This window comes from Bacteroides sp. 214 (assembly GCF_010501015.1).
GTDB lineage: Bacteria > Bacteroidota > Bacteroidia > Bacteroidales > Bacteroidaceae > Bacteroides.
Window position 1 is genome coordinate 139,277 of sequence record NZ_QVML01000007.1, and the last position, 20,374, is coordinate 159,650.

Below are 20,374 nucleotides of genomic sequence, written 5' to 3' on the forward strand. Positions count from 1 at the left end.
CTCGAAACCTCTACCTTCGTGTCTGTATTTTTTGATTTTTGAGGTTCAAAAAGGGGATTTTAGCCTCTTTTTGTTTAAAAATACGGACAAGAGGTGGGAGGTTAAAGAGAGGTTAATGAGAGGTTAGCTGCTAACAGTAGCGAAGAGCAAAAATGGTAATGAGTTGCGGAGATAAAGCATTGAGTTATGGGGATAATGCATTAAGTTATGAAAATAAAGCATTGAGTTATGAATATATCTCCTGAAGTTTGTGTTGGAGGTGGTTTGGAGCGTTTATTTCTTATTAAAGAAAAATTTCTTCAATAAAACACTTTTTACTCTATTATTCCAATTATTATTTCTTACTTTTGCGAGCAAATTAAAGAAACCATTATTTTTTATAACATGGCAAGTGTAATAAAGTTACGTAAAGGTCTTGATATTCACCTGAAAGGGAAAGCAGCTAATACGTTTATTTCTGTGAGCGATCCGGGAGTATATGCTCTTGTGCCCGACGATTTTACAGGAATTACTCCAAAAGTAGTTGTGAAAGAGCAGGAGAGTGTAAAGGCGGGATCACCTTTGTTTGTCGACAAGTATAATCCCGAAGTTAAGTTTGTTTCGCCCGTTAGTGGAGTTGTGACTAAAGTGGAGCGTGGAGAGCGACGCAAAGTCATGAATATTACCGTAGAAGCGGCGGATGAACAAGAGTATGTGGACTTTGGCAAAAAAGATGTTGCGAGCTTATCGGCTGATGAGGTGAAAGCAGCATTGCTGGAAGCTGGGTTATTTGCTTTTATTAAGCAGCGTCCGTATGATATTGTTGCGACACCAACAGTTACTCCAAAAGCGATTTTTGTATCAGCGTTTGATTCCAAACCACTAGCACCTGATTTTGAATTTGTAATCAAAGGTGAAGAAAAGAATTTCCAAACAGGATTGGATGCGTTGGCTAAAATGGCTAAGACTTATTTGAGTGTTAGCAGTAAGCAGCAAAACAAAGCAATTATACAAGCAAAGAATGTTGAAATCAACGTGTTTGATGGTCCGCACCCGGCAGGAAATGTAGGTGTGCAAATTAACCACATTGATCCTATTAATAAAGGTGAAACAGTCTGGACGGTTAATCCGCAAGATGTAATACTTATTGGGCGTTTGTTCAACAATGGTTTCGTTGATTTTACACGCCTCATCGCACTTACCGGTTCGGAAATTTTTGAGCCAGGCTACTCTAAAGTTAAAGTAGGTGCAAATATGGCTGGCATACTAACCGGTAATGTAGACAAATATGGTGATAATCGTTTTATTAGCGGTAATGTGCTGACTGGTAAACGTGTTGGATATAATGATTACTTAGGTGCTTTTGACACGCAAGTAACTGTTATTCCTAATGGCGAAGATACACACGAATTCTTTGGTTTTATTATGCCTCGTTTTGAGCAGTTTAGTGTAAATCATTCTTATCTAAACTGGGTGCTAGACAAAGTACTCCCTCGTGATTATGTGTTGGATGCCCGTATCAAGGGTGGCAAACGTAATATGATTATGTCGAACGAATATGAGCGTATGTTGCCCATGGATATCATGCCCGAGCAACTAATCAAAGCGATTATAACCGGCGATATCGACCGCATGGAACAACTTGGTATTTACGAAGTGGCTCCCGAAGACTTTGCGCTGTGTGAATTTGTGTGCTCTTCTAAACAAGAGTTGCAGAAGATTGTGCGATTAGGATTGGATAACCTTCGTGCAGAGATGAGCTAGTGTAATTGGTATATCAAATAATATAAATAAATGAAAGCGTTAAGAAAATATATCGATAAGATAAAGCCGAACTTCCAAAAGGGAGGCAAGCTCCACGCGTTTCACTCTGTGTTTGATGGGTTTGAAACATTTTTGTTCGTACCCAACACAACGTCGAAATCGGGAGTACATATCCATGACTCGATTGACAGCAAACGAATCATGTCGATGGTTGTAATAGCTTTGGTACCTGCGTTATTGTTCGGAATGTTCAATGTGGGCTATCAGCATTTTACTTACTCGGGCGTTAATGGAATTTTTTTTGAAATGTTCCTCTTCGGCTTTCTTGCCGTTTTGCCTAAAATAATTGTTTCTTATATTGTCGGTCTTGGTATTGAGTTCGTAGTGGCTCAGTGGAAGAACGAAGAAATTCAGGAAGGTTTCCTTGTATCGGGAATGCTTATTCCGTTGATTGTTCCGGTGGATTGTCCGCTGTGGATTATTGCGGTAGCAACTGCTTTTTCTGTAATATTTGCAAAAGAAGTTTTTGGTGGTACAGGTATGAATGTATTCAACGTAGCTTTAGTTACGCGTGCATTCCTCTTTTTTGCCTATCCTACCAAAATGTCGGGTGATGCCGTTTGGGTTGCCAAAGACAGTATCTTCGGTTTAGGACAATCTGTTGATGTCGTTACTTGTGCTACCCCGCTGGGTATAGCCTCTACTGCACCCGATGCTTTAGCCTATCCTCCTTTCTCGTGGGATATGGTCATTGGCTTGGTGCCGGGTTCTATTGGTGAAACTAGTGTGATAGCTATTTTGCTGGGTGCTGCTTTGTTGTTGCTGACAGGTGTGGCAAGCTGGAAAATTATGTTCTCCGTATTTTTTGGCGGAGCATTTATGGGATTGATTTTTAATATGTTTGGTCCTGATACAGCCATGGCTCACATGCCTTGGTACGAACACTTGGTACTTGGAGGTTTCTGCTTCGGTGCTGTGTTTATGGCAACCGACCCGGTTACTGCTGCCCGTACCGAAACAGGTAAATATATGTACGGTTTCTTTATCGGAGTAATGGCTATTGTCATTCGCGTGTTGAATCCGGGTTATCCCGAAGGTATGATGCTTGCTATTTTGTTGATGAACATCTTCGCGCCACTGATTGACTACTACGTGGTACAAAGCAACATTACCAAGAGAGAAAAACGTATTGTTAGTTCTAAATAACATAAACCGAAAAGAAAATGAATACAAATAGCAATAGTTATACGATCATTTATGCTTCGGTAATGGTTATTATCGTAGCGTTTATCCTGGCTTTTACTTCTTACTCACTGAAACCTATACAGACCAAGAATGTGGAGCTGGACAAAATGAAACAGATTCTAAGTTCCTTGAATGTTGATTTGAAGAATCAAGATGCCGAAGAGCTGTATAACACATACATCAAGAAGGATGTTATTCTTAATAGTAATGGCGATATTGTTGCTGAAACAGGTGGTTTCTACAACACGCAAGATGCCGATAAATTATCTTTGTACGTTGCCGAAGTAAACGGTTCGACCAAATACATCATACCATTGAATGGTAGTGGGCTTTGGGGGCCTATCTGGGGATATGTAGCGTTGAACGAAGATAAAAATTCGGTTTATGGTACGTACTTCTCTCATGCAGGAGAAACTCCGGGACTAGGTGCGGAGATTACTACCGAAGGTTTCCAAGCACCATTCGTAGGCAAGCACATCATGAAAAATAATGACCTGGTTTCTATCGCAGTAGTAAAACCGGGACAGAAAGATTCCGACCGCGATTATGTTGACGGAATTTCGGGTGGAACAATTACATCGAAAGCCGTAGAGAATATGCTTAAAGATAATCTGCAACAATACGTACAGTTTTTAACTAAAGTAGAGGAGGAGAACTAAAATATGGGACAGTTATTTTCAAAGAAAAATAAGGAAGTTTTTTCAGCTCCTATTAATATAAACAATCCGGTTACCGTTCAGGTATTGGGTATCTGTTCGGCACTGGCTGTAACAGCTAAGTTGGAGCCGGCTATTGTGATGGGGCTGTCGGTAACAGTAATTGTAGCATTTGCCAATGTGGTTATATCTTTATTGCGCAATACGATTCCCAGTCGTATTCGTATCGTGGTACAATTGGTTGTAGTGGCTGCTTTGGTGACTATTGTAAGTGAAGTTCTGAAAGCATTTGCTTACGATGTTAGTGTACAGTTATCCGTATACGTAGGTCTGATTATCACCAACTGTATCCTGATGGGTCGCTTGGAAGCTTTTGCTATGGCAAATGGTCCTTGGGAATCTTTCCTTGACGGGTTGGGTAACGGTATCGGTTATGCTATTATCCTGATTGTTGTAGGGTTCTTCCGCGAATTGTTAGGGTCGGGCGCATTGCTTGGCTTTCAAATTATTCCCGAATCATTCTATGCTATGGGGTATCTGAATAACGGATTGATGTTAATGCCGCCGATGGCACTTATTATATGTGCATGTATCATCTGGGCACAACGTGCGAAAGAGAAAAATTTGCAAGAAAAGTAATATTAAGGTAGAGAATTAATATGGAAAATATATTAAGTTTATTTGTACGCTCAATATTTGTAGATAATATGATCTTCGCCTATTTTCTGGGTATGTGTTCATACCTGGCTGTGTCGAAGAATGTAAAAACTGCACTTGGATTAGGGCTTGCTGTGATATTTGTACTTGTAATCACACTTCCTGTGAATTATTTGTTGCAAACCAAAGTTTTATCGCCCGACGGAATTCTTGGTATTGATCTTAGCTTTCTAAGCTTTATCCTGTTTATTGCTGTAATTGCAGGTATTGTACAGTTGGTAGAAATGGCGGTAGAACGTTTTTCTCCTTCACTATACGCCTCTTTGGGTATTTTTTTACCTCTTATCGCGGTAAACTGTGCCATTATGGGGGCTTCGCTGTTTATGCAACAACGTATTACACTCGACCCATCTAATGTACAAGCTATTACCGGTGTAGGTAGTGCGGTGGTTTATGCACTTGGTTCGGGTATTGGTTGGTTGTTGGCAATTGTAGGACTGGCAGCTATTCGTGAAAAAATGGCATACTCCGATGTTCCTGCGCCGTTGCGTGGACTGGGAATTACCTTTATTACCGTAGGCTTGATGGCTATGGCATTTATGTGTTTCTCTGGATTGGATATTTAATACTATAAATTAGGAAAGAACAATGACAGAATTAATATTATCGAGTATAGGAGTATTCCTTGTAGTAATCTTGCTGCTCGTCATTATACTACTAGTTGCCAAACAATATCTTACCCCGTCGGGTAATGTGAAGATAACCATCAATGGCGAAAGAGAGGTTGAAGTGGAGAGTGGTTCAAACTTGCTATCTACGCTTGCTGTAAACAAAATATTTCTACCATCGGCTTGTGGTGGTGGTGGTTCATGTGCTCAATGCCGTTGTCAGGTGGAAAATGGGGGAGGAGAGATCCTTCCTACCGAAAAGGTGCATTTTTCGCGCAAGGAGCAACAAGCCAATTGGCGCTTGGGTTGCCAGGTAAAGGTAAAGCAGGACATGGAGATTAAGATAGACGAATCAATTCTTGGTGTGAAGAAGTGGGAGTGCGAAGTGGTTTCCAACCGCAACGTTTCTACTTACATTAAAGAATTCGTAGTAAGACTTCCCAAAGGTGAGCACTTGAAATTTATTTCGGGTGGATATATTCAAATTGATATTCCAAAATATGATATCAAGTACTCCGATTATCAAATAGAAGATCGTTTCCGTGAAGAGTGGGAAAAGTTCAAACTGTTTGATTTGACCTGTAAGAATACCGAAGAGACTATGCGCGCATACTCTATGGCCAACTATCCTGCCGAAGGAGATATTGTGATGCTTAATGTACGTATTGCTACCCCTCCATTCGATAGAGTGAACGGTGGCTTCCAGAAAGTGTCTCCGGGTATCTCTTCTTCGTATATTTTCTCGTTGAAGCCGGGTGATAAAGTAATGGTTTCAGGACCATTTGGAGAGTTCCATCCATTGCTTGATACAGGTCGTGAAATGCTTTATGTGGGTGGTGGCGCAGGTATGGCACCATTGCGTTCTCATATTCTTCATTTGTTGCGTACACTGAAAATTACCGATCGTAAAATAAGCTATTGGTATGGCGCGCGTGCTTTGAACGAAGTGTTCTATATGGAAGACTTCCTTGAATTGGAAAAACAATTCCCCAATTTCTCATTCCATCTTGCACTCGACCGTCAAGACCCAGTAGCAGATGAAGCTGGTGTGAAATACACCGCAGGATTTGTTCACGAGGTAATTTTGAATAACTATTTGAAAGATCACGAAGCACCGGAAGACATAGAATACTACATGTGTGGTCCTGGACCGATGGCGAAAGCAGTAGAAAAAATGCTTTACGACCTTGGCGTTCCACGTAATATGCTCATGTTTGATGACTTCGGATAATATAATAACACATTAGACAGTAAGCCGGCTGAGAGATTTCTTTCAGCCGGCTTTTTTAGAAATTAACGATAGAAAAACAGTATCTTTGCCGAATGAGAGAGATAAACGAAACAATTCGCCTTGTATTACAAAAACTAGGTATCAGTGCACTCAATGAGATGCAACTTGCTGCTTTGAATTCGCAACTAGTAAAAAAAGACATCATTCTGCTCTCTCCTACAGGTTCGGGTAAGACGCTTGCTTTTCTCTTACCTCTTTTATTGCGTTTGCAAACGAATGTACTTTCCGCACAAGCCTTGGTACTTGCTCCTTCGCGCGAACTGGCTTTGCAAATAGATGCTGTATTCAAATCTATGGGTACGCCATGGAAAAGTTGTTGCTGCTATGGTGGACATCCCATTGCCGAAGAGAAAAAAAACTTGCTCAATAATCACCCTACACTTATTATAGGTACCCCTGGTAGGGTAGCTGATCATCTCAGGAAAGGTAATATAGCTCCAGAAACCATCCATACTTTGATAATAGATGAGTTTGATAAATCTTTGGAACTAGGGTTCGAAGAGGAAATGGAGGAAATAATCTCGCAACTGAGCCAACTAAAGAAACGGGTGTTACTTTCGGCTACGGCTATGGAAACTGTACCCACGTTTACCGGTTTGGTTTTGCCGGAGGAATTAAACTTCTTATCAACAAGAGATGATGAAAAAAGGCTGGAACTCGTCAAACTCTTATCGCCTGATAAAGATAAAATAGAGACACTTTATCGGTTACTGTGTACGTTGGGTAATCGTTCCAGTATCGTGTTTTGCAATCATCGCGAATCGGTAGAACGGGTCTATAAGTTGCTGCGGGAAAAAAATATTTGCTGTGAGATGTTCCATGGAGGTATGGAGCAACGAGATAGAGAAAAAGCTTTGTATAAATATAGAAATGGGAGTTGCTACGCCTTAATCTCTACTGATTTGGCTGCTCGAGGACTGGATATTCCTGAAGTAGAACATATTGTTCATTATCATATCCCTGTTAATGAAGAGGCTTTTACGCATCGTAATGGTAGAACAGCGCGTTGGAAAGCTACAGGAACTTCCTATATAATCTTAAATCCCGAAGAACAATTACCCCCATATATTCCAACTGATATTTCTACCTATTTACTTCCGGCATCTATTCCGAATCCTTCAACACCACTTTGGGTGACACTTTACATAAGTAGAGGTAAAAGAGATAAATTGAATAAGGTAGATATTGTTGGCTTTTTCTATAAAATAGGAAAATTATCACGCGAGGATTTAGGTCTTGTTGAAATAAGAGAGAATTATGCTTTTGTGAGTATTCCTCGTACGAAGCTGAAGCAAACGCTAAGTTTAGTGCGTGGTGAGAAAGTAAAAGGCATAAAAGTATTGATTGAAGAAGCCAGATGAAATAATTTTATAACATAATGTTATTAAAACGAATAAAAACCTGATAATAATCCAAAATTGAAACTTTTTTCAACTATCATTTTGTTTGTAAAACATTATCGAAACACGCGCTGCTGCCTATTTTTGTGCGTTGTTAAATGTTAAATCTGTGTGTTTTGCTTTACTTTTGCTTTTTTTTTGCTAACTATTTGTCTGTATTGAAAATATTCGTAATTTCGCATCAAATGATTCAATATCCCTAATTTTTAAAAACAAACTTCAAATGAAAAAGCATAACTTTAGTGCAGGGCCCTCAATCCTTCCTAGTGAGGTGATAGAAGAAACAGCAAAAGCCGTTTTGGACTTTAATGGCATCGGTCTTTCCATCTTGGAAATTAGCCACCGTTCAAAAGAATTTCAGGCTGTAATGGATGAGGCGGAAGCCTTATTTAAAGAATTGTTGAACATCCCCGAAGGTTATTCTGTCTTGTTCCTTGGTGGCGGTGCAAGTCTTGAATTTTGCATGATTCCTTATAATTTTATGGAAAAGAAAGCTGCTTACCTTAACACGGGTGTGTGGGCAAAGAAAGCAATGAAAGAAGCCAAAGCATTTGGAGAAACTGTTGAAGTAGCTTCTTCGGCTGATGCTAATTACACGTTCATTCCTAAGAATTATGAAATACCTGCTGATGCAGATTATTTCCACTTTACCTCTAATAATACTATCTACGGAACAGAGATTTTGGAAGATCCTACATGCGCAGTTCCAATGATTGCCGACATGTCTTCGGATATTTTTTCTCGTCCGATTGATGTTTCCAAGTATGCATGTATTTATGGTGGTGCTCAAAAAAATCTGGCTCCTTCGGGTGTTACTTTTGTTGTTGTGAAGAATGATGCATTGGGCAAAGTTTCTCGTTACATTCCTACTATGTTGAATTATCAAACACACATCAATGACGGTTCTATGTTTAATACGCCTCCTGTACTTCCTATCTATTCGGCTATGCTGACGATGCGCTGGATTAAGTCGCTTGGTGGTGTGCCTGCAATGGAGAAACGTGCAAAAGAAAAAGCAGATATGCTTTATGCCGAGATAGACCGCAATAAAATGTTTATGGGTACAGCAGCTGTAGAAGATCGTTCGCGTATGAACATCTGCTTTGTAATGACACCCGAATACAAAGAATTTGAAGCAGATTTCTTGAAGTTTGCTACAGAAAAAGGTATGGTAGGTTTAAAAGGACATCGTTCGGTAGGTGGTTTCCGTGCTTCGTGCTACAATGCCCTTGCAAAAGAAAGCGTACAAGCTTTGATAGATTGTATGCAAGAATTTGAAAAAACACATTAATAATTACATAAACGCAGAGAAACACAAAGGTATTAGAGTCCTAAAAGATTCTGTATTGCTTTGTGTTATTCTGCGTTTGATTATAAAAACATATAACAATGAAAGTATTAGTTGCAACAGACAAACCATTTGCTAAAGTTGCCATAGATGGAATTCGTAAAGAAATAGAAAGCGCTGGCTTTGAATTGGCCCTTTTAGAAAAATACACAGAGAAAGCTCAATTGCTTGACGCTGTAAAAGATGCAGACGCTATCATTATTCGTAGCGATATCGTAGATGCTGCCGTACTTGATGCTGCTAAGCAACTGAAAATTGTGGTTCGCGCTGGTGCGGGTTACGACAATGTGGATTTGGCAGCCGCTACGGCTCACAATGTATGTGTAATGAATACACCCGGCCAGAACTCAAACGCTGTTGCTGAGTTAGCTTTGGGTATGATGATATATGCTGTTCGTAATTTCTTCAATGGTACATCGGGAACTGAGTTGATGGGTAAGAAACTTGGTATTCACGCCTATGGAAATGTAGGTCGTAACGTAGCTCGCATTGCCAAAGGATTTGGAATGGAAGTATATGCATACGATGCTTTCTGCCCCAAAGATGTGATTGAAAAAGATGGTGTAAAAGCGCTCGACTCTGCCGAAGAACTATACAAGATATCTAACATCATCTCTTTGCATATTCCAGCTACTGCGGAAACAAAACAATCTATTAATTATGATATGCTGAAAGATACTCCTAAAGGAGCGGTACTTGTGAACACAGCGCGTAAAGAAGTTATCAACGAAGATGAACTAATACGTTTAATGAGTGAACGTACCGACTTTAAGTATATGACTGACGTGATGCCTGCAGCGCATGCTAAATTCACTGAACTGTTTGAAGATCGTTACTTTGCTTCACCCAAGAAAATGGGTGCGCAAACTGCTGAAGCAAATATTAATGCAGGTATTGCCGCTGCCCGACAGATTGTAGGATTCCTGAAAGAAGGGAACACCCAATTCAAAGTAAACTAATCAATAAAAAACCTAGTTCTATGGCTGTAATAAAACCATTTAGAGGAATACGTCCTCCAAAAAATCTGGTGGAGCAAGTAGCTTCACGCCCATATGATGTTTTAAACTCGGAAGAAGCGCGCCAAGAAGCGGGCGATAACGAAAAGTCACTTTATCATATTATTAAACCAGAAATAGATTTTCCGGTAGGTACCGATGAACACGATGAGAAAATGTATGAAAAAGCCGCCGAAAATTTCCAGAAGTTTCAAGATAATGGATGGTTGGTGCAGGATGATAAAGAATTATATTACATCTATGCCCAAACCATGAATGGTAAGACGCAGTATGGGCTTGTAGTGGGTGCCTATGTACCCGATTATATGAATGGCATTATTAAAAAACACGAGCTGACACGTCGGGATAAAGAAGAAGACCGCATGAAGCATGTACGTGTAAATAATGCCAACATCGAACCCGTATTCTTTGCTTATCCGGATAATGCCGCATTGGATAACCTTGTGAAAAAATATGCAGCAGGTATCCCAGAGTATGACTTCATAGCTCCCGGAGATGGATTTGGTCATACTTTCTGGATCATTGATGACGCGAACGATATTGCTACCATAACCAAAGAGTTTGCAGCTATGCCTGCTTTGTATATTGCCGATGGTCATCATCGTTCGGCTGCTGCTGCGCTTGTTGGGGCAGAGAAGGCAAAACAAAATCCTAACCATAAAGGAGATGAAGAATATAATTATTTCATGGCGGTTTGTTTCCCTGCCGAACAACTCACAATTATTGACTACAATCGCGTAGTAAAAGACCTCAATGGTTTAACTGCCGATGAGTTCTTGGCAGCATTGCAGAAAAACTTTATTGTGGAAGAAAAAGGTGCTGATATTTATAAACCGGCGGCATTGCACAACTTTGCTCTTTACTTGGAAGGCAAGTGGTATAGTTTGACCGCTAAAGAAGGAACATATAACGACAATGATCCTATTGGTGTATTGGATGTTACTATTTCTTCCAACCTGATACTTGATGAAATACTGGGAATAAAAGACCTTCGGTCGGATAAACGCATTGATTTCGTAGGAGGTATTCGTGGTTTAGGTGAGTTAAGCAAACGTGTGGATAGTGGCGAAATGAAAGTTTCCTTAGCGCTTTATCCGGTTTCTATGAAACAATTAATGGACATAGCCGACACAGGAAATATTATGCCACCAAAAACAACTTGGTTTGAACCAAAGCTTCGCTCAGGATTGGTTATTCATAAGTTGAGTTGATACTAACACATATATTTTAGAAAGAGACATGTTCTGTAAGATCATGTCTCTTTTTTTGCACCAATACGGTAAACAATAATAGCCTCAAAAGTGTTATATGTGGAATAAGAATAATATAACATTAATAGTATGTCGCAGATAGTAGGACGTATATCACAGGTTATTGGTCCGGTTGTAGATGTTTACTTTGAGAACAAAGAGGCGGAGTTAATACTGCCAAGTATACACGAAGCACTGGAAGTTAGAGGACACAAAGGGAAACGACTGATTGTGGAAGTGGAACAACACATTGGCGAAAACACAGTAAGAACCGTTGCCATGGATAGTACAGATGGTCTGCAACGTGGACTAAGTGTCTATCCGCTTGGTACTCCCATTACTATGCCTATTGGTACGCAAGTAAAAGGGCGGCTTATGAATGTAGTAGGTGACTCTATTGACGGCATGCCCGAATTGAGTAGAGAACATTTTTATCCTATTCATCGCGACCCACCCAAATTTGATGAACTAACAACTGTCGAAGAAATTCTATATACCGGCATTAAAGTAATAGACCTGCTCGAACCCTACTTAAAAGGAGGAAAGATTGGGTTGTTTGGTGGAGCCGGAGTAGGAAAGACGGTGTTGATCAAAGAACTCATTAATAACATAGCCAAAAAACATAACGGATTCTCTGTATTTGCCGGTGTAGGCGAGCGTACCCGCGAGGGAAACGACCTATTACGCGAAATGATTGAGTCGGACGTTATTCGTTATGGCGAGGAGTTCAAGAAAAGTATGGCTGCCGGGCATTGGGATTTATCAAAAGTTGATAAAGATGAATTAAGTAAGTCGCAAGCTACTTTGATATTCGGACAGATGAATGAGCCTCCCGGTGCACGCTCCTCGGTAGCATTGTCGGGACTCACTATTGCGGAATCTTTCCGCGATATGGGACGAGAAACCGGTTCGCGCGATATTCTGTTTTTTATAGATAATATTTTCCGTTTTACACAAGCTGGTTCGGAAGTGTCTGCGCTACTTGGACGTATGCCTTCGGCGGTGGGATATCAACCTACGCTTGCCAGTGAAATGGGAGCAATGCAAGAACGCATTACTTCTACTAAATCGGGTTCTATTACTTCCGTTCAAGCGGTGTATGTACCTGCCGATGACTTGACCGACCCAGCTCCGGCTACCACTTTTACTCACTTGGATGCTACAACGGTGCTGAGTCGTAAGATAACCGAGCTGGGTATCTATCCGGCAGTAGACCCACTGGAATCTACTTCGCGTATCCTCGACCCCAATGTAGTAGGGCAGGAACATTACGATGTAGCTCAACGTGTAAAACAGATACTTCAGCGCAATAAAGAATTGCAGGACATTATCTCTATTTTAGGGATGGAAGAATTGTCCGAAGAAGACAGACTGGTAGTAAGTCGTGCTCGTAGTGTACAGCGTTTCTTGTCGCAGCCTTTTGCCGTAGCCGAGCAGTTTACAGGTGTTCCCGGTGTGATGGTTTCGATTGAAGATACCATAAAAGGTTTCAAGATGATCTTGGATGGAGAGGTAGATGATGTTCCCGAGGCTGCTTTCCTTAATGTAGGTACCATTGAAGAAGCGATTGAAAAGGGAAAAGAGTTATTGAAACAAGCAACCAATACCGAACCCGAAAATGAGTAAGCCATTCCACCTCAATATATCTTCACCGGCAAAAGAAATCTATGACGGAGAAGTTACCAGCATAACCCTGCCGGGTAGTGCGGGCTCGTTTAATATCTTGGCTGGTCATGCGCCGATAGTATCTTCTTTGAAACAAGGAACTTTGCGCTACACCACTTCTGAGGGTAAAGAACAGAGTATTGATATACAAGATGGTTTTGTGGAAATGAGTAATGGAATTGCTTCCATTTGTATTTCTTAAATACGAACAACGAAAAAGAGCATATGAAACGCATATATAGTATAGTAATAATTGCGCTACTGGCTATTGGACTGACACACCTGTCAGCACAAGAAACCGCGGAGAAAGAGCAAGTCGATGTTAAGGGCATTGTCTTTGGTCATATTGGCGATTCCTACGAGTGGCATATTACTAATATAGGCGATACACCGATTCGGATTCCACTTCCTATTATGGTATATAGCAATACTACAGGCTGGCACGCTTTTCTCTCTTCCACACTCGAGAGAAATGGCGGTATTTACGAAGGTTTTTATATAGCCCCTGCCGGAAGCAAATACGAAGGAAAACTTGTAGAACAAGACGCAGAAGGTAATGAAGTACGCCCTTTTGATATCTCTATCACCAAGGTGGTGTTTTCGTTGTTGCTGAACAGCCTACTTCTTATCATACTTATAACAAGTCTAGCCAGATGGTATAGTAGGAGAGAGCAAGGCACTAAATCTCCGGGTGGCTTTATCGGACTATTGGAGATGATTATCATGATGATACACGATGATGTTATTAAAAGTGGTGTGGGAGAAAACTATCGTAAGTTTGCTTCTTACCTGCTCACAGTCTTCTTCTTTATTCTTGTTAATAACCTCATGGGGCTTATTCCATTCTTCCCTGGTGGAGCAAATGTAACAGGGAATATTGCCATTACGCTGGTGCTTTCATTTTGTTCGTTCATTGCTATTAATGCGTATGCCACGAAGGATTACTGGAAAGATATATTTTGGCCGGATGTGCCTTTATGGTTGAAGGTACCTATTCCACTGATGCCTTTTGTGGAGTTTTTTAGTTTGTTCATCAAACCACTTGCGCTGATGGTTCGTTTGTTCGCCAATATACTTTCCGGACACATGGCTATCTTGGTACTAACCAGTTTAATATTTATCGGTGCCTCGTTAGGACCTGCTATTTTTGGTTCTATGACTGTTGCGTCAATACTGTTTAGTGTTTTTATGAATGCATTGGAACTATTGGTTGCATTTATCCAAGCGTATGTGTTTACGATGCTTTCGGCCGTATTCATAGGGTTGGCACAAGAGAAGAAAAAAGTAAAAGAGTTGAAATAGAATAAGTTTGAAATATATTAATCTTAAAAAGAAAAAATTATGTTACTATCCGTATTATTACAAACAGCTGTTGCTTCTGTAGGAATTAGTAAAGTAGGTGCTGCCATTGGTGCCGGATTGGCTGCTATTGGTGGTGGTGTTGGTATTGGTAAAATTGGTTCAGCGGCTATGGAAGCTATTGGTCGTCAACCCGAGGCTGCCAACTCTATTCGTACCGGTATGATTTTGGCCATAGCCTTTATAGAAGGAGTAGCTATTATCGCATTAGTGGTTTGCTTATTGGTGTTGTTCTTATAATTACGCATTATGTCGTTGTTAATACCCGAAACTGGTTTGTTGCTTTGGATGATTCTTTCCTTTGGGATTGTTTTCTTTATACTAGCTAAGTATGGCTTTCCAGTCATTATTAAAATGGTGGAGGGACGTAAACTGTATATTGACCAATCACTCGAAGTAGCTCGCGAGGCCAACGAACAACTATCTAAGCTGAAAGCAGAAGGGGAAGCGCTTATTGTTGCTGCAAACAAACAGCAAGGACGTATCCTTAAAGAAGCAATGGAGCAGCGGGATAAGATTATCTATGATGCTCAGAAGCAGGCGGAAGTTATCACGCAAAAAGAATTGTCTGAAGCCAAAAGGTTGATTCAACTGGAGAAAGATGAAGCTGTGCGCGAAATTCGTCGACAGATAGCTGTGTTGGCAGTAGATATTTCGGAGAAGGTTATTCGCAAGGAGTTGAATGACAAGAACAGTCAAATGCAGATGATTGACAGAATGTTGGCAGAAATAACAGATAAATCGTAAGTTATGGATATAGGTATTTTGTCGGTGCGATACAGTAAAGCTTTGCTTGCTTATGCGCAGGAGGAGAAACAAGAGGATGTTGTTTATGAAGAAATGAAATCCCTTGCGCGTAGTTTCCATAATCATCCGCGTCTGAATGAGGTGGTTACCAATCCCATACTTCCTGCTCAAGAGAAAGAGGAACTGATTATTGCAGCTGCCGTAGGCGAAGCCACTCCCAGTGCTACATTGATTAATTTTATTCGATTAATACTAAAGAATAAACGCGAATCATTATTCTACCTGGCAACACTTACCTATATCGAGCTGTATCACAAATTGAAACACATTGCTGTAGGAACACTAATAACAGCGGTACCAGTAGATGCTGCTACGAAAGAGCGCATCCGACAAACAGCTTCGGCTGCAGTACATGCACCAATGAAGTTAAAAACAGTGGTAGATCCAGCTATCGAAGGTGGTTTTATCTTTGATATCAACGACTATCGTTTGGATGCAAGTGTAACTACGCAATTAAAAAAAGTAAAACAACAATTTATAGACAAGAACAGACGAATTGTCTAATAAAAAGTACATATTTTTATGGCAAACAATATAAAAGTAAGCGAAGTTTCTGAAGTGCTTTTAAGGCAACTCAAAGGAATTGAAGCCAAAGTTCAATTGGATGAGATTGGCACAGTGTTACAAGTTAGTGATGGCGTAGCGCGTATTTACGGATTGCGCAATGCCGAGTCGAACGAATTGTTGGAGTTTGAAAATGGTGTAATGGCAATCGTCATGAATCTTGAAGAAGATAATGTAGGTGCTGTTTTGCTTGGCCCTACCGACAAGGTAAAAGAAGGAGATGTAGTAAAACGAACGAAGCGTATAGCCTCTATTATGGCAGGTGAAAATATGCTGGGGCGTGTTATTGACCCACTTGGCGAACCACTTGATGGCAAAGGACTTATTGGTGGCGAGTTGTATGATATGCCGCTGGAGCGAAAAGCACCAGGTGTTATCTTTCGCCAACCGGTAAACGAACCGCTACAGACTGGTTTGAAGGCTATTGACGCTATGATTCCGATTGGTCGAGGACAGCGTGAACTTATTATTGGCGACCGTCAGACGGGCAAAACCGCCATTGCTATTGATACTATTATTAATCAAAAAACAAATTACGATGCGGGTAATCCTGTCTATTGCATTTATGTAGCTATCGGGCAAAAAGCATCTACTGTGGCAACTATCGTAAACCGTTTACGCGAATTTGGTGCTATGGAATATACCGTTGTGGTGGCAGCAACAGCCGGTGACCCGGCTGCATTGCAGTACTATGCACCTTTTGCGGGAGCAGCCATTGGTGAGTATTTTCGCGATACTGGTCGTCATGCATTGGTGGTGTACGATGATTTGTCCAAACAAGCTGTGGCATATCGCGAGGTTTCGTTGATTTTGCGTCGCCCTTCCGGACGTGAAGCTTATCCGGGTGATATTTTCTATCTGCACTCTCGCTTGTTGGAACGTGCCGCAAAAATTATTAATCAACAAGAGGTTGCTGCCGAAATGAACGACCTGCCCGAAAGTTTGAAAGGAAAAGTAAAAGGAGGTGGCTCACTGACAGCACTTCCCATTATTGAAACACAAGCGGGAGACGTTTCGGCGTATATCCCAACCAATGTAATTTCCATTACCGACGGACAGATATTTCTTGATACCGGATTGTTCAATGCAGGTAGCCGTCCGGCTATTAATGTGGGTATTTCTGTATCACGTGTAGGAGGAAATGCACAAGTAAAAGCGATGAAAAAGGTAGCCGGTACACTAAAAATAGATCAGGCACAATATAGAGAATTGGAAGCATTTAGTCGTTTTAGTAACGATATGGATGCGGTTACTGCGTTAACGATTGATAAAGGTAGAAAAAACGAACGCTTGCTTGTTCAAGCGCAATATGCGCCTATGCCGGTTGAAAAACAAATAGCTATGCTTTACTGTGGTACGCACGGATTATTAAAGGATGTCCCACTTGATAAAGTACCTGATTTTGAACAAAGCTTCCTGAAGTCATTGGAGATTAATCATCAGGAAAATGTACTGGATGTGCTGAAGAAAGGTGAAATAAACGACACCGTAACAAAAGAAATTGAAAAGACAGCCAAAATGGTTGCCAAGCAATTTATCTAAAGAAAGGAATTATGGGCTCACTTAAAGAAGTAAAAGAACGTATCGCTTCAATAAAAGGAACGCGTAAAATAACCTCAGCTATGAAAATGGTTGCGTCGGCAAAGCTTCATCGCATGCAAGGGGTGGTAGAAAAGGCGCTTCCCTATCAATATAAAATGAACCGGATATTGGTAAATTTTCTTAGTGGAGAAAATCAAGAAATCCATTCACCCTTTACCGAAGTACGTGAGGTTAGGCGAGTGGCAATAGTCGTGTTTTCTTCTAATACTTCACTTTGTGGAGCATATAATGCCAATGTTATCAGGTCTTTTCAGCTAAAGATAGAAGAGTATGCTCATTTGGGGAAAGGAAATATTGATGTGTACCCAGTAGGCAAAAAGATACAAGAAGTTGTCGTAAAAAACGGAATAGAGCCCAAGGGGAATTATATTGAATTGGCAGAGAAACCAACTTATGAAGACGTTGCCAAATTGGCAACGCTTCTGATGGAGGAATTTCAAAACGAAAAGATAGACCGCGTGGAAATTATCTATCACCACTTCAAGAATATGATGGTGCAAGATTTGATGTGCGAACAGCTGCTTCCTATTGATTTGAATGAAATTAAAGAAACAGCCATAAATGACGTGAATAACAATGAGAAGGAAACATCTCGCTATCAATTTGATTATATAATAGAACCCTCGCCCGAAGAGTTTATAGCTAATTTGCTTCCAGCTGTTATTAAGCAAAAACTATACACAACTGCAGTAGATTCCAGTACATCCGAACATGGAGCGAGAAGTATGGCAATGCAAGTAGCTACCGATAATGCTAACGATCTTATTCAAGAACTTACGGTACAATATAATAAATCAAGACAGCAAGCTATTACCAACGAATTGCTGGATATAGTTGCGGGAAGTATGAAATAACCGCAAGAATTTGTTTACATTTGCCAAAAAAGAAATGGCAGATGATGACTAATCCCGAAATAGAACTGGCTCGACAATGTATTGAAAGCACAGGATCCCACCTTTTTCTAACAGGAAAAGCCGGTACAGGAAAGACTACTTTCCTAAAGCGATTGAAGGAAGAAACTCCCAAACGAATGATTGTTGTAGCACCCACTGGTATTGCTGCTATTAATGCGGGTGGGGTTACAATTCATTCGTTTTTTCAATTGCCTTTGGCACCTTATATTCCTGAAACTACTTTTACTTCTAATGTAGCTGCTCCCTTTAAGTTTGGTAAAGAAAAAATCAGCATTATTCGAAGCATGGACCTGCTTGTTATCGATGAGGTTAGTATGGTGCGTGCCGACTTGCTCGATGCTATTGATGCTGTGTTACGACGCTATCGCGACAGATACAAACCTTTTGGTGGGGTACAACTCCTGATGATTGGTGACTTGCAGCAGTTGGCACCTGTAGTGAAGGAGAATGATTGGGCGATGCTTAGGAATTACTACGATACGCCCTATTTCTTTGGCAGTCATGCATTACGCAAAACTGATTATATCTCTATCCAGCTGGAACATGTATACCGTCAGAGTGATCGCTACTTCCTTTCACTCTTGAACCGAATACGTACCAATGATATCGACGAAGCACTGCTTTACGAATTGAATAGACGCTGTATTCCCGGTTTCGAGCCGCGTGATGAGGAGGGATACATCCGTCTGACAACCCACAACCATTTGGCGCAACACATTAACGACCGCCAATTGGCAGCGCTTCCCGGTAAATCAATGACTTTTAAGGCTGCCATTAAAGATAACTTTCCGGAGACAGCATACCCTGCCGACTTTGCCTTAACATTGAAAGTTGGTGCGCAAATTATGTTTCTTAAAAACGATTTATCGCCCGAAAAGCGTTATTACAACGGGAAGATAGGGGTGGTAATGAACATTAGCAATGAAGGAATATGGGTGCGCGGCAAAGATGATACACAACAGTTCTTGTTGGAAAAAGAAGAATGGGCGAATAGTAAATACACCTTGAACCCCGAAACAAAAGAGATAACGGAAATTGTGGAAGGGGTCTTTCAACAATATCCAATTCGTTTGGCATGGGCTATAACTATTCATAAAAGTCAAGGACTTACCTTTGAACGAGCCATTATCGATGCTAATGCTTCTTTTGCGCACGGGCAAGTATATGTAGCGCTTAGTCGTTGTAAATCGTTGGATGGAATGGTGCTTGGCACACCTTTAACACAAAAAGCTATTATATGCGACGAAGCAGTAAATGAATTTACCAACGAAGCCGAACGTCACGTGCCTGACACAGCTAAACTCAACTCTCTCAAACGGAGCTATTATTATGAGTTACTTAACGAACAATATACGTTCACGTCTATTCAACAAACTTTTTCGCAAATTATTCGTCTGTTCGATGAACACTTGTACAAACTTTATCCCAAGCAGTTGGAACGCTTCAAAGAACGGTTCGAACGGCTTCGGAAGGAGATAGTAACAGTGTCCGAACGTTTTCAACAAGAATATGCCGGTTTGTTGAGTACTACTACCGATTACAACATGGATGCCAAACTGAATGCTCGTTTGGTGGCTGGTGCGAAGTATTTTCAAGAAAAGACAGAAGATATCTTGCTTCCCGTTCTGCAAGAGTCCATGGTCGAAATAGATAATAAAGAGGTAAAAAAGAAGCAACTCGAATTGCTCTTTGTGTTTAACGAACAACTTAAAGTAAAACACGAAACATTGAAACACACAGCCGAAAATGGATTCAATGTAGGTACATACCTCAAAAAGAAAGCCTTTGTATTGGTTTCGCTTTCTATGAAAAAGGAGCGAGCTATTAAAGGAGAAAAGAAAACTAAACAAAAACAACCGGAAAAAGTCGCGGTATCACTTGATGTTATTCATCCTAAACTTTTTTCTGCGCTTATCAAATGGCGTAATGCAGAGGCTGCTAAACTTGGGTTACCTGTTTATACGGTGTTGCAACAGAAAGCGATTATTGGTATCAGTAACTTACTGCCTTCAACTAAAATAGATTTGCTACGTATTCCGTATATGGGTAAAGTCGGTGTGGAAAAGTACGGCGAAGAAATTCTTGCGATAGTATACCATTACAAAAAAGAAAATGGCATAAAAGAGCAGATACTCCTTTAGAGTATATTATATATATATTGAGGGTGTGTCAATTAAACTTTTGACACA

18 protein-coding genes and 1 pseudogene are annotated in these 20,374 nt (G+C 40.6%); all 19 read left to right on the forward strand.

The window, feature by feature from the left end:
* Positions 1–302 precede the first annotated feature (302 nt).
* The 19 genes and pseudogenes from D0T50_RS07565 to D0T50_RS07655 all read left to right on the forward strand — a co-directional run bounded on the left by D0T50_RS07565 (position 303) and on the right by D0T50_RS07655 (position 20,326).
* Positions 303–1,743: pseudogene (locus tag D0T50_RS07565) on the forward strand (Na(+)-translocating NADH-quinone reductase subunit A).
* Positions 1,744–1,773: 30 nt separating this feature from the next.
* The gene (locus tag D0T50_RS07570) at positions 1,774–2,949 is read left to right on the forward strand and encodes an NADH:ubiquinone reductase (Na(+)-transporting) subunit B (RefSeq protein WP_163222913.1); all 1,176 of its coding nucleotides are present in this window, start codon (positions 1,774–1,776) and stop codon (positions 2,947–2,949) included.
* Between the two features lie 17 nt (positions 2,950–2,966).
* On the forward strand, positions 2,967–3,647 hold the full coding sequence (gene nqrC / locus D0T50_RS07575; RefSeq protein WP_163222914.1) for an NADH:ubiquinone reductase (Na(+)-transporting) subunit C: 681 nt from the start codon (positions 2,967–2,969) through the stop codon (positions 3,645–3,647).
* A 3-nt stretch (positions 3,648–3,650) separates the two neighbouring features.
* Complete coding sequence (locus D0T50_RS07580) at positions 3,651–4,283, forward strand: NADH:ubiquinone reductase (Na(+)-transporting) subunit D (RefSeq protein WP_163222915.1); 633 nt, start codon at positions 3,651–3,653, stop codon at positions 4,281–4,283.
* A gap of 20 nt (positions 4,284–4,303) precedes the next feature.
* On the forward strand, positions 4,304–4,927 hold the full coding sequence (nqrE, locus tag D0T50_RS07585) for an NADH:ubiquinone reductase (Na(+)-transporting) subunit E (protein WP_163222916.1): 624 nt from the start codon (positions 4,304–4,306) through the stop codon (positions 4,925–4,927).
* 22 nt (positions 4,928–4,949) lie between these two features.
* On the forward strand, positions 4,950–6,200 hold the full coding sequence (gene nqrF / locus D0T50_RS07590) for an NADH:ubiquinone reductase (Na(+)-transporting) subunit F (protein ID WP_163222917.1): 1,251 nt from the start codon (positions 4,950–4,952) through the stop codon (positions 6,198–6,200).
* Between the two features lie 92 nt (positions 6,201–6,292).
* Positions 6,293–7,621, forward strand: coding sequence for a DEAD/DEAH box helicase (locus D0T50_RS07595; protein ID WP_163222918.1), 1,329 nt, complete (start codon positions 6,293–6,295; stop codon positions 7,619–7,621).
* A 262-nt stretch (positions 7,622–7,883) separates the two neighbouring features.
* Entirely contained in the window at positions 7,884–8,951 is a 1,068-nt protein-coding gene (gene serC, locus D0T50_RS07600) for a 3-phosphoserine/phosphohydroxythreonine transaminase (protein ID WP_163222919.1), read from the forward strand.
* Between the two features lie 98 nt (positions 8,952–9,049).
* Positions 9,050–9,967 (forward strand): NAD(P)-dependent oxidoreductase, encoded by a 918-nt coding sequence (locus D0T50_RS07605; protein WP_163222920.1) that lies wholly within the window; start codon positions 9,050–9,052, stop codon positions 9,965–9,967.
* A gap of 20 nt (positions 9,968–9,987) precedes the next feature.
* Entirely contained in the window at positions 9,988–11,235 is a 1,248-nt protein-coding gene (locus D0T50_RS07610) for a DUF1015 domain-containing protein (RefSeq protein ID WP_163222921.1), read from the forward strand.
* Positions 11,236–11,364: 129 nt separating this feature from the next.
* A complete protein-coding gene (atpD, locus tag D0T50_RS07615; RefSeq protein ID WP_163222922.1) occupies positions 11,365–12,900 on the forward strand; it encodes a F0F1 ATP synthase subunit beta in 1,536 nt (511 codons plus the stop codon).
* Complete coding sequence (locus D0T50_RS07620; protein ID WP_163222923.1) at positions 12,893–13,141, forward strand: F0F1 ATP synthase subunit epsilon; 249 nt, start codon at positions 12,893–12,895, stop codon at positions 13,139–13,141. The genes atpD and D0T50_RS07620 overlap by 8 nt, the downstream gene beginning before the upstream one ends.
* A gap of 23 nt (positions 13,142–13,164) precedes the next feature.
* Positions 13,165–14,241: a F0F1 ATP synthase subunit A gene (gene atpB, locus D0T50_RS07625; RefSeq protein ID WP_163222924.1), complete on the forward strand. Its 1,077-nt coding sequence runs from the start codon at positions 13,165–13,167 to the stop codon at positions 14,239–14,241.
* A 39-nt stretch (positions 14,242–14,280) separates the two neighbouring features.
* Positions 14,281–14,538, forward strand: a complete 258-nt coding sequence (gene atpE, locus D0T50_RS07630) for an ATP synthase F0 subunit C (RefSeq protein ID WP_163222925.1) — start codon at positions 14,281–14,283, stop codon at positions 14,536–14,538.
* A gap of 9 nt (positions 14,539–14,547) precedes the next feature.
* Entirely contained in the window at positions 14,548–15,045 is a 498-nt protein-coding gene (gene atpF / locus D0T50_RS07635; protein ID WP_163222926.1) for a F0F1 ATP synthase subunit B, read from the forward strand.
* A 3-nt stretch (positions 15,046–15,048) separates the two neighbouring features.
* A complete protein-coding gene (locus D0T50_RS07640) occupies positions 15,049–15,609 on the forward strand; it encodes a F0F1 ATP synthase subunit delta (RefSeq protein WP_163222927.1) in 561 nt (186 codons plus the stop codon).
* An 18-nt stretch (positions 15,610–15,627) separates the two neighbouring features.
* A complete protein-coding gene (gene atpA / locus D0T50_RS07645; RefSeq protein WP_163222928.1) occupies positions 15,628–17,211 on the forward strand; it encodes a F0F1 ATP synthase subunit alpha in 1,584 nt (527 codons plus the stop codon).
* A gap of 11 nt (positions 17,212–17,222) precedes the next feature.
* Positions 17,223–18,125 carry a F0F1 ATP synthase subunit gamma gene (locus D0T50_RS07650; protein ID WP_163222929.1) on the forward strand — a complete coding sequence of 301 codons (903 nt, stop codon included), beginning with the start codon at positions 17,223–17,225 and terminating at the stop codon, positions 18,123–18,125.
* Between the two features lie 41 nt (positions 18,126–18,166).
* Complete coding sequence (locus tag D0T50_RS07655) at positions 18,167–20,326, forward strand: HRDC domain-containing protein (protein ID WP_163222930.1); 2,160 nt, start codon at positions 18,167–18,169, stop codon at positions 20,324–20,326.
* Positions 20,327–20,374 lie beyond the last annotated feature (48 nt).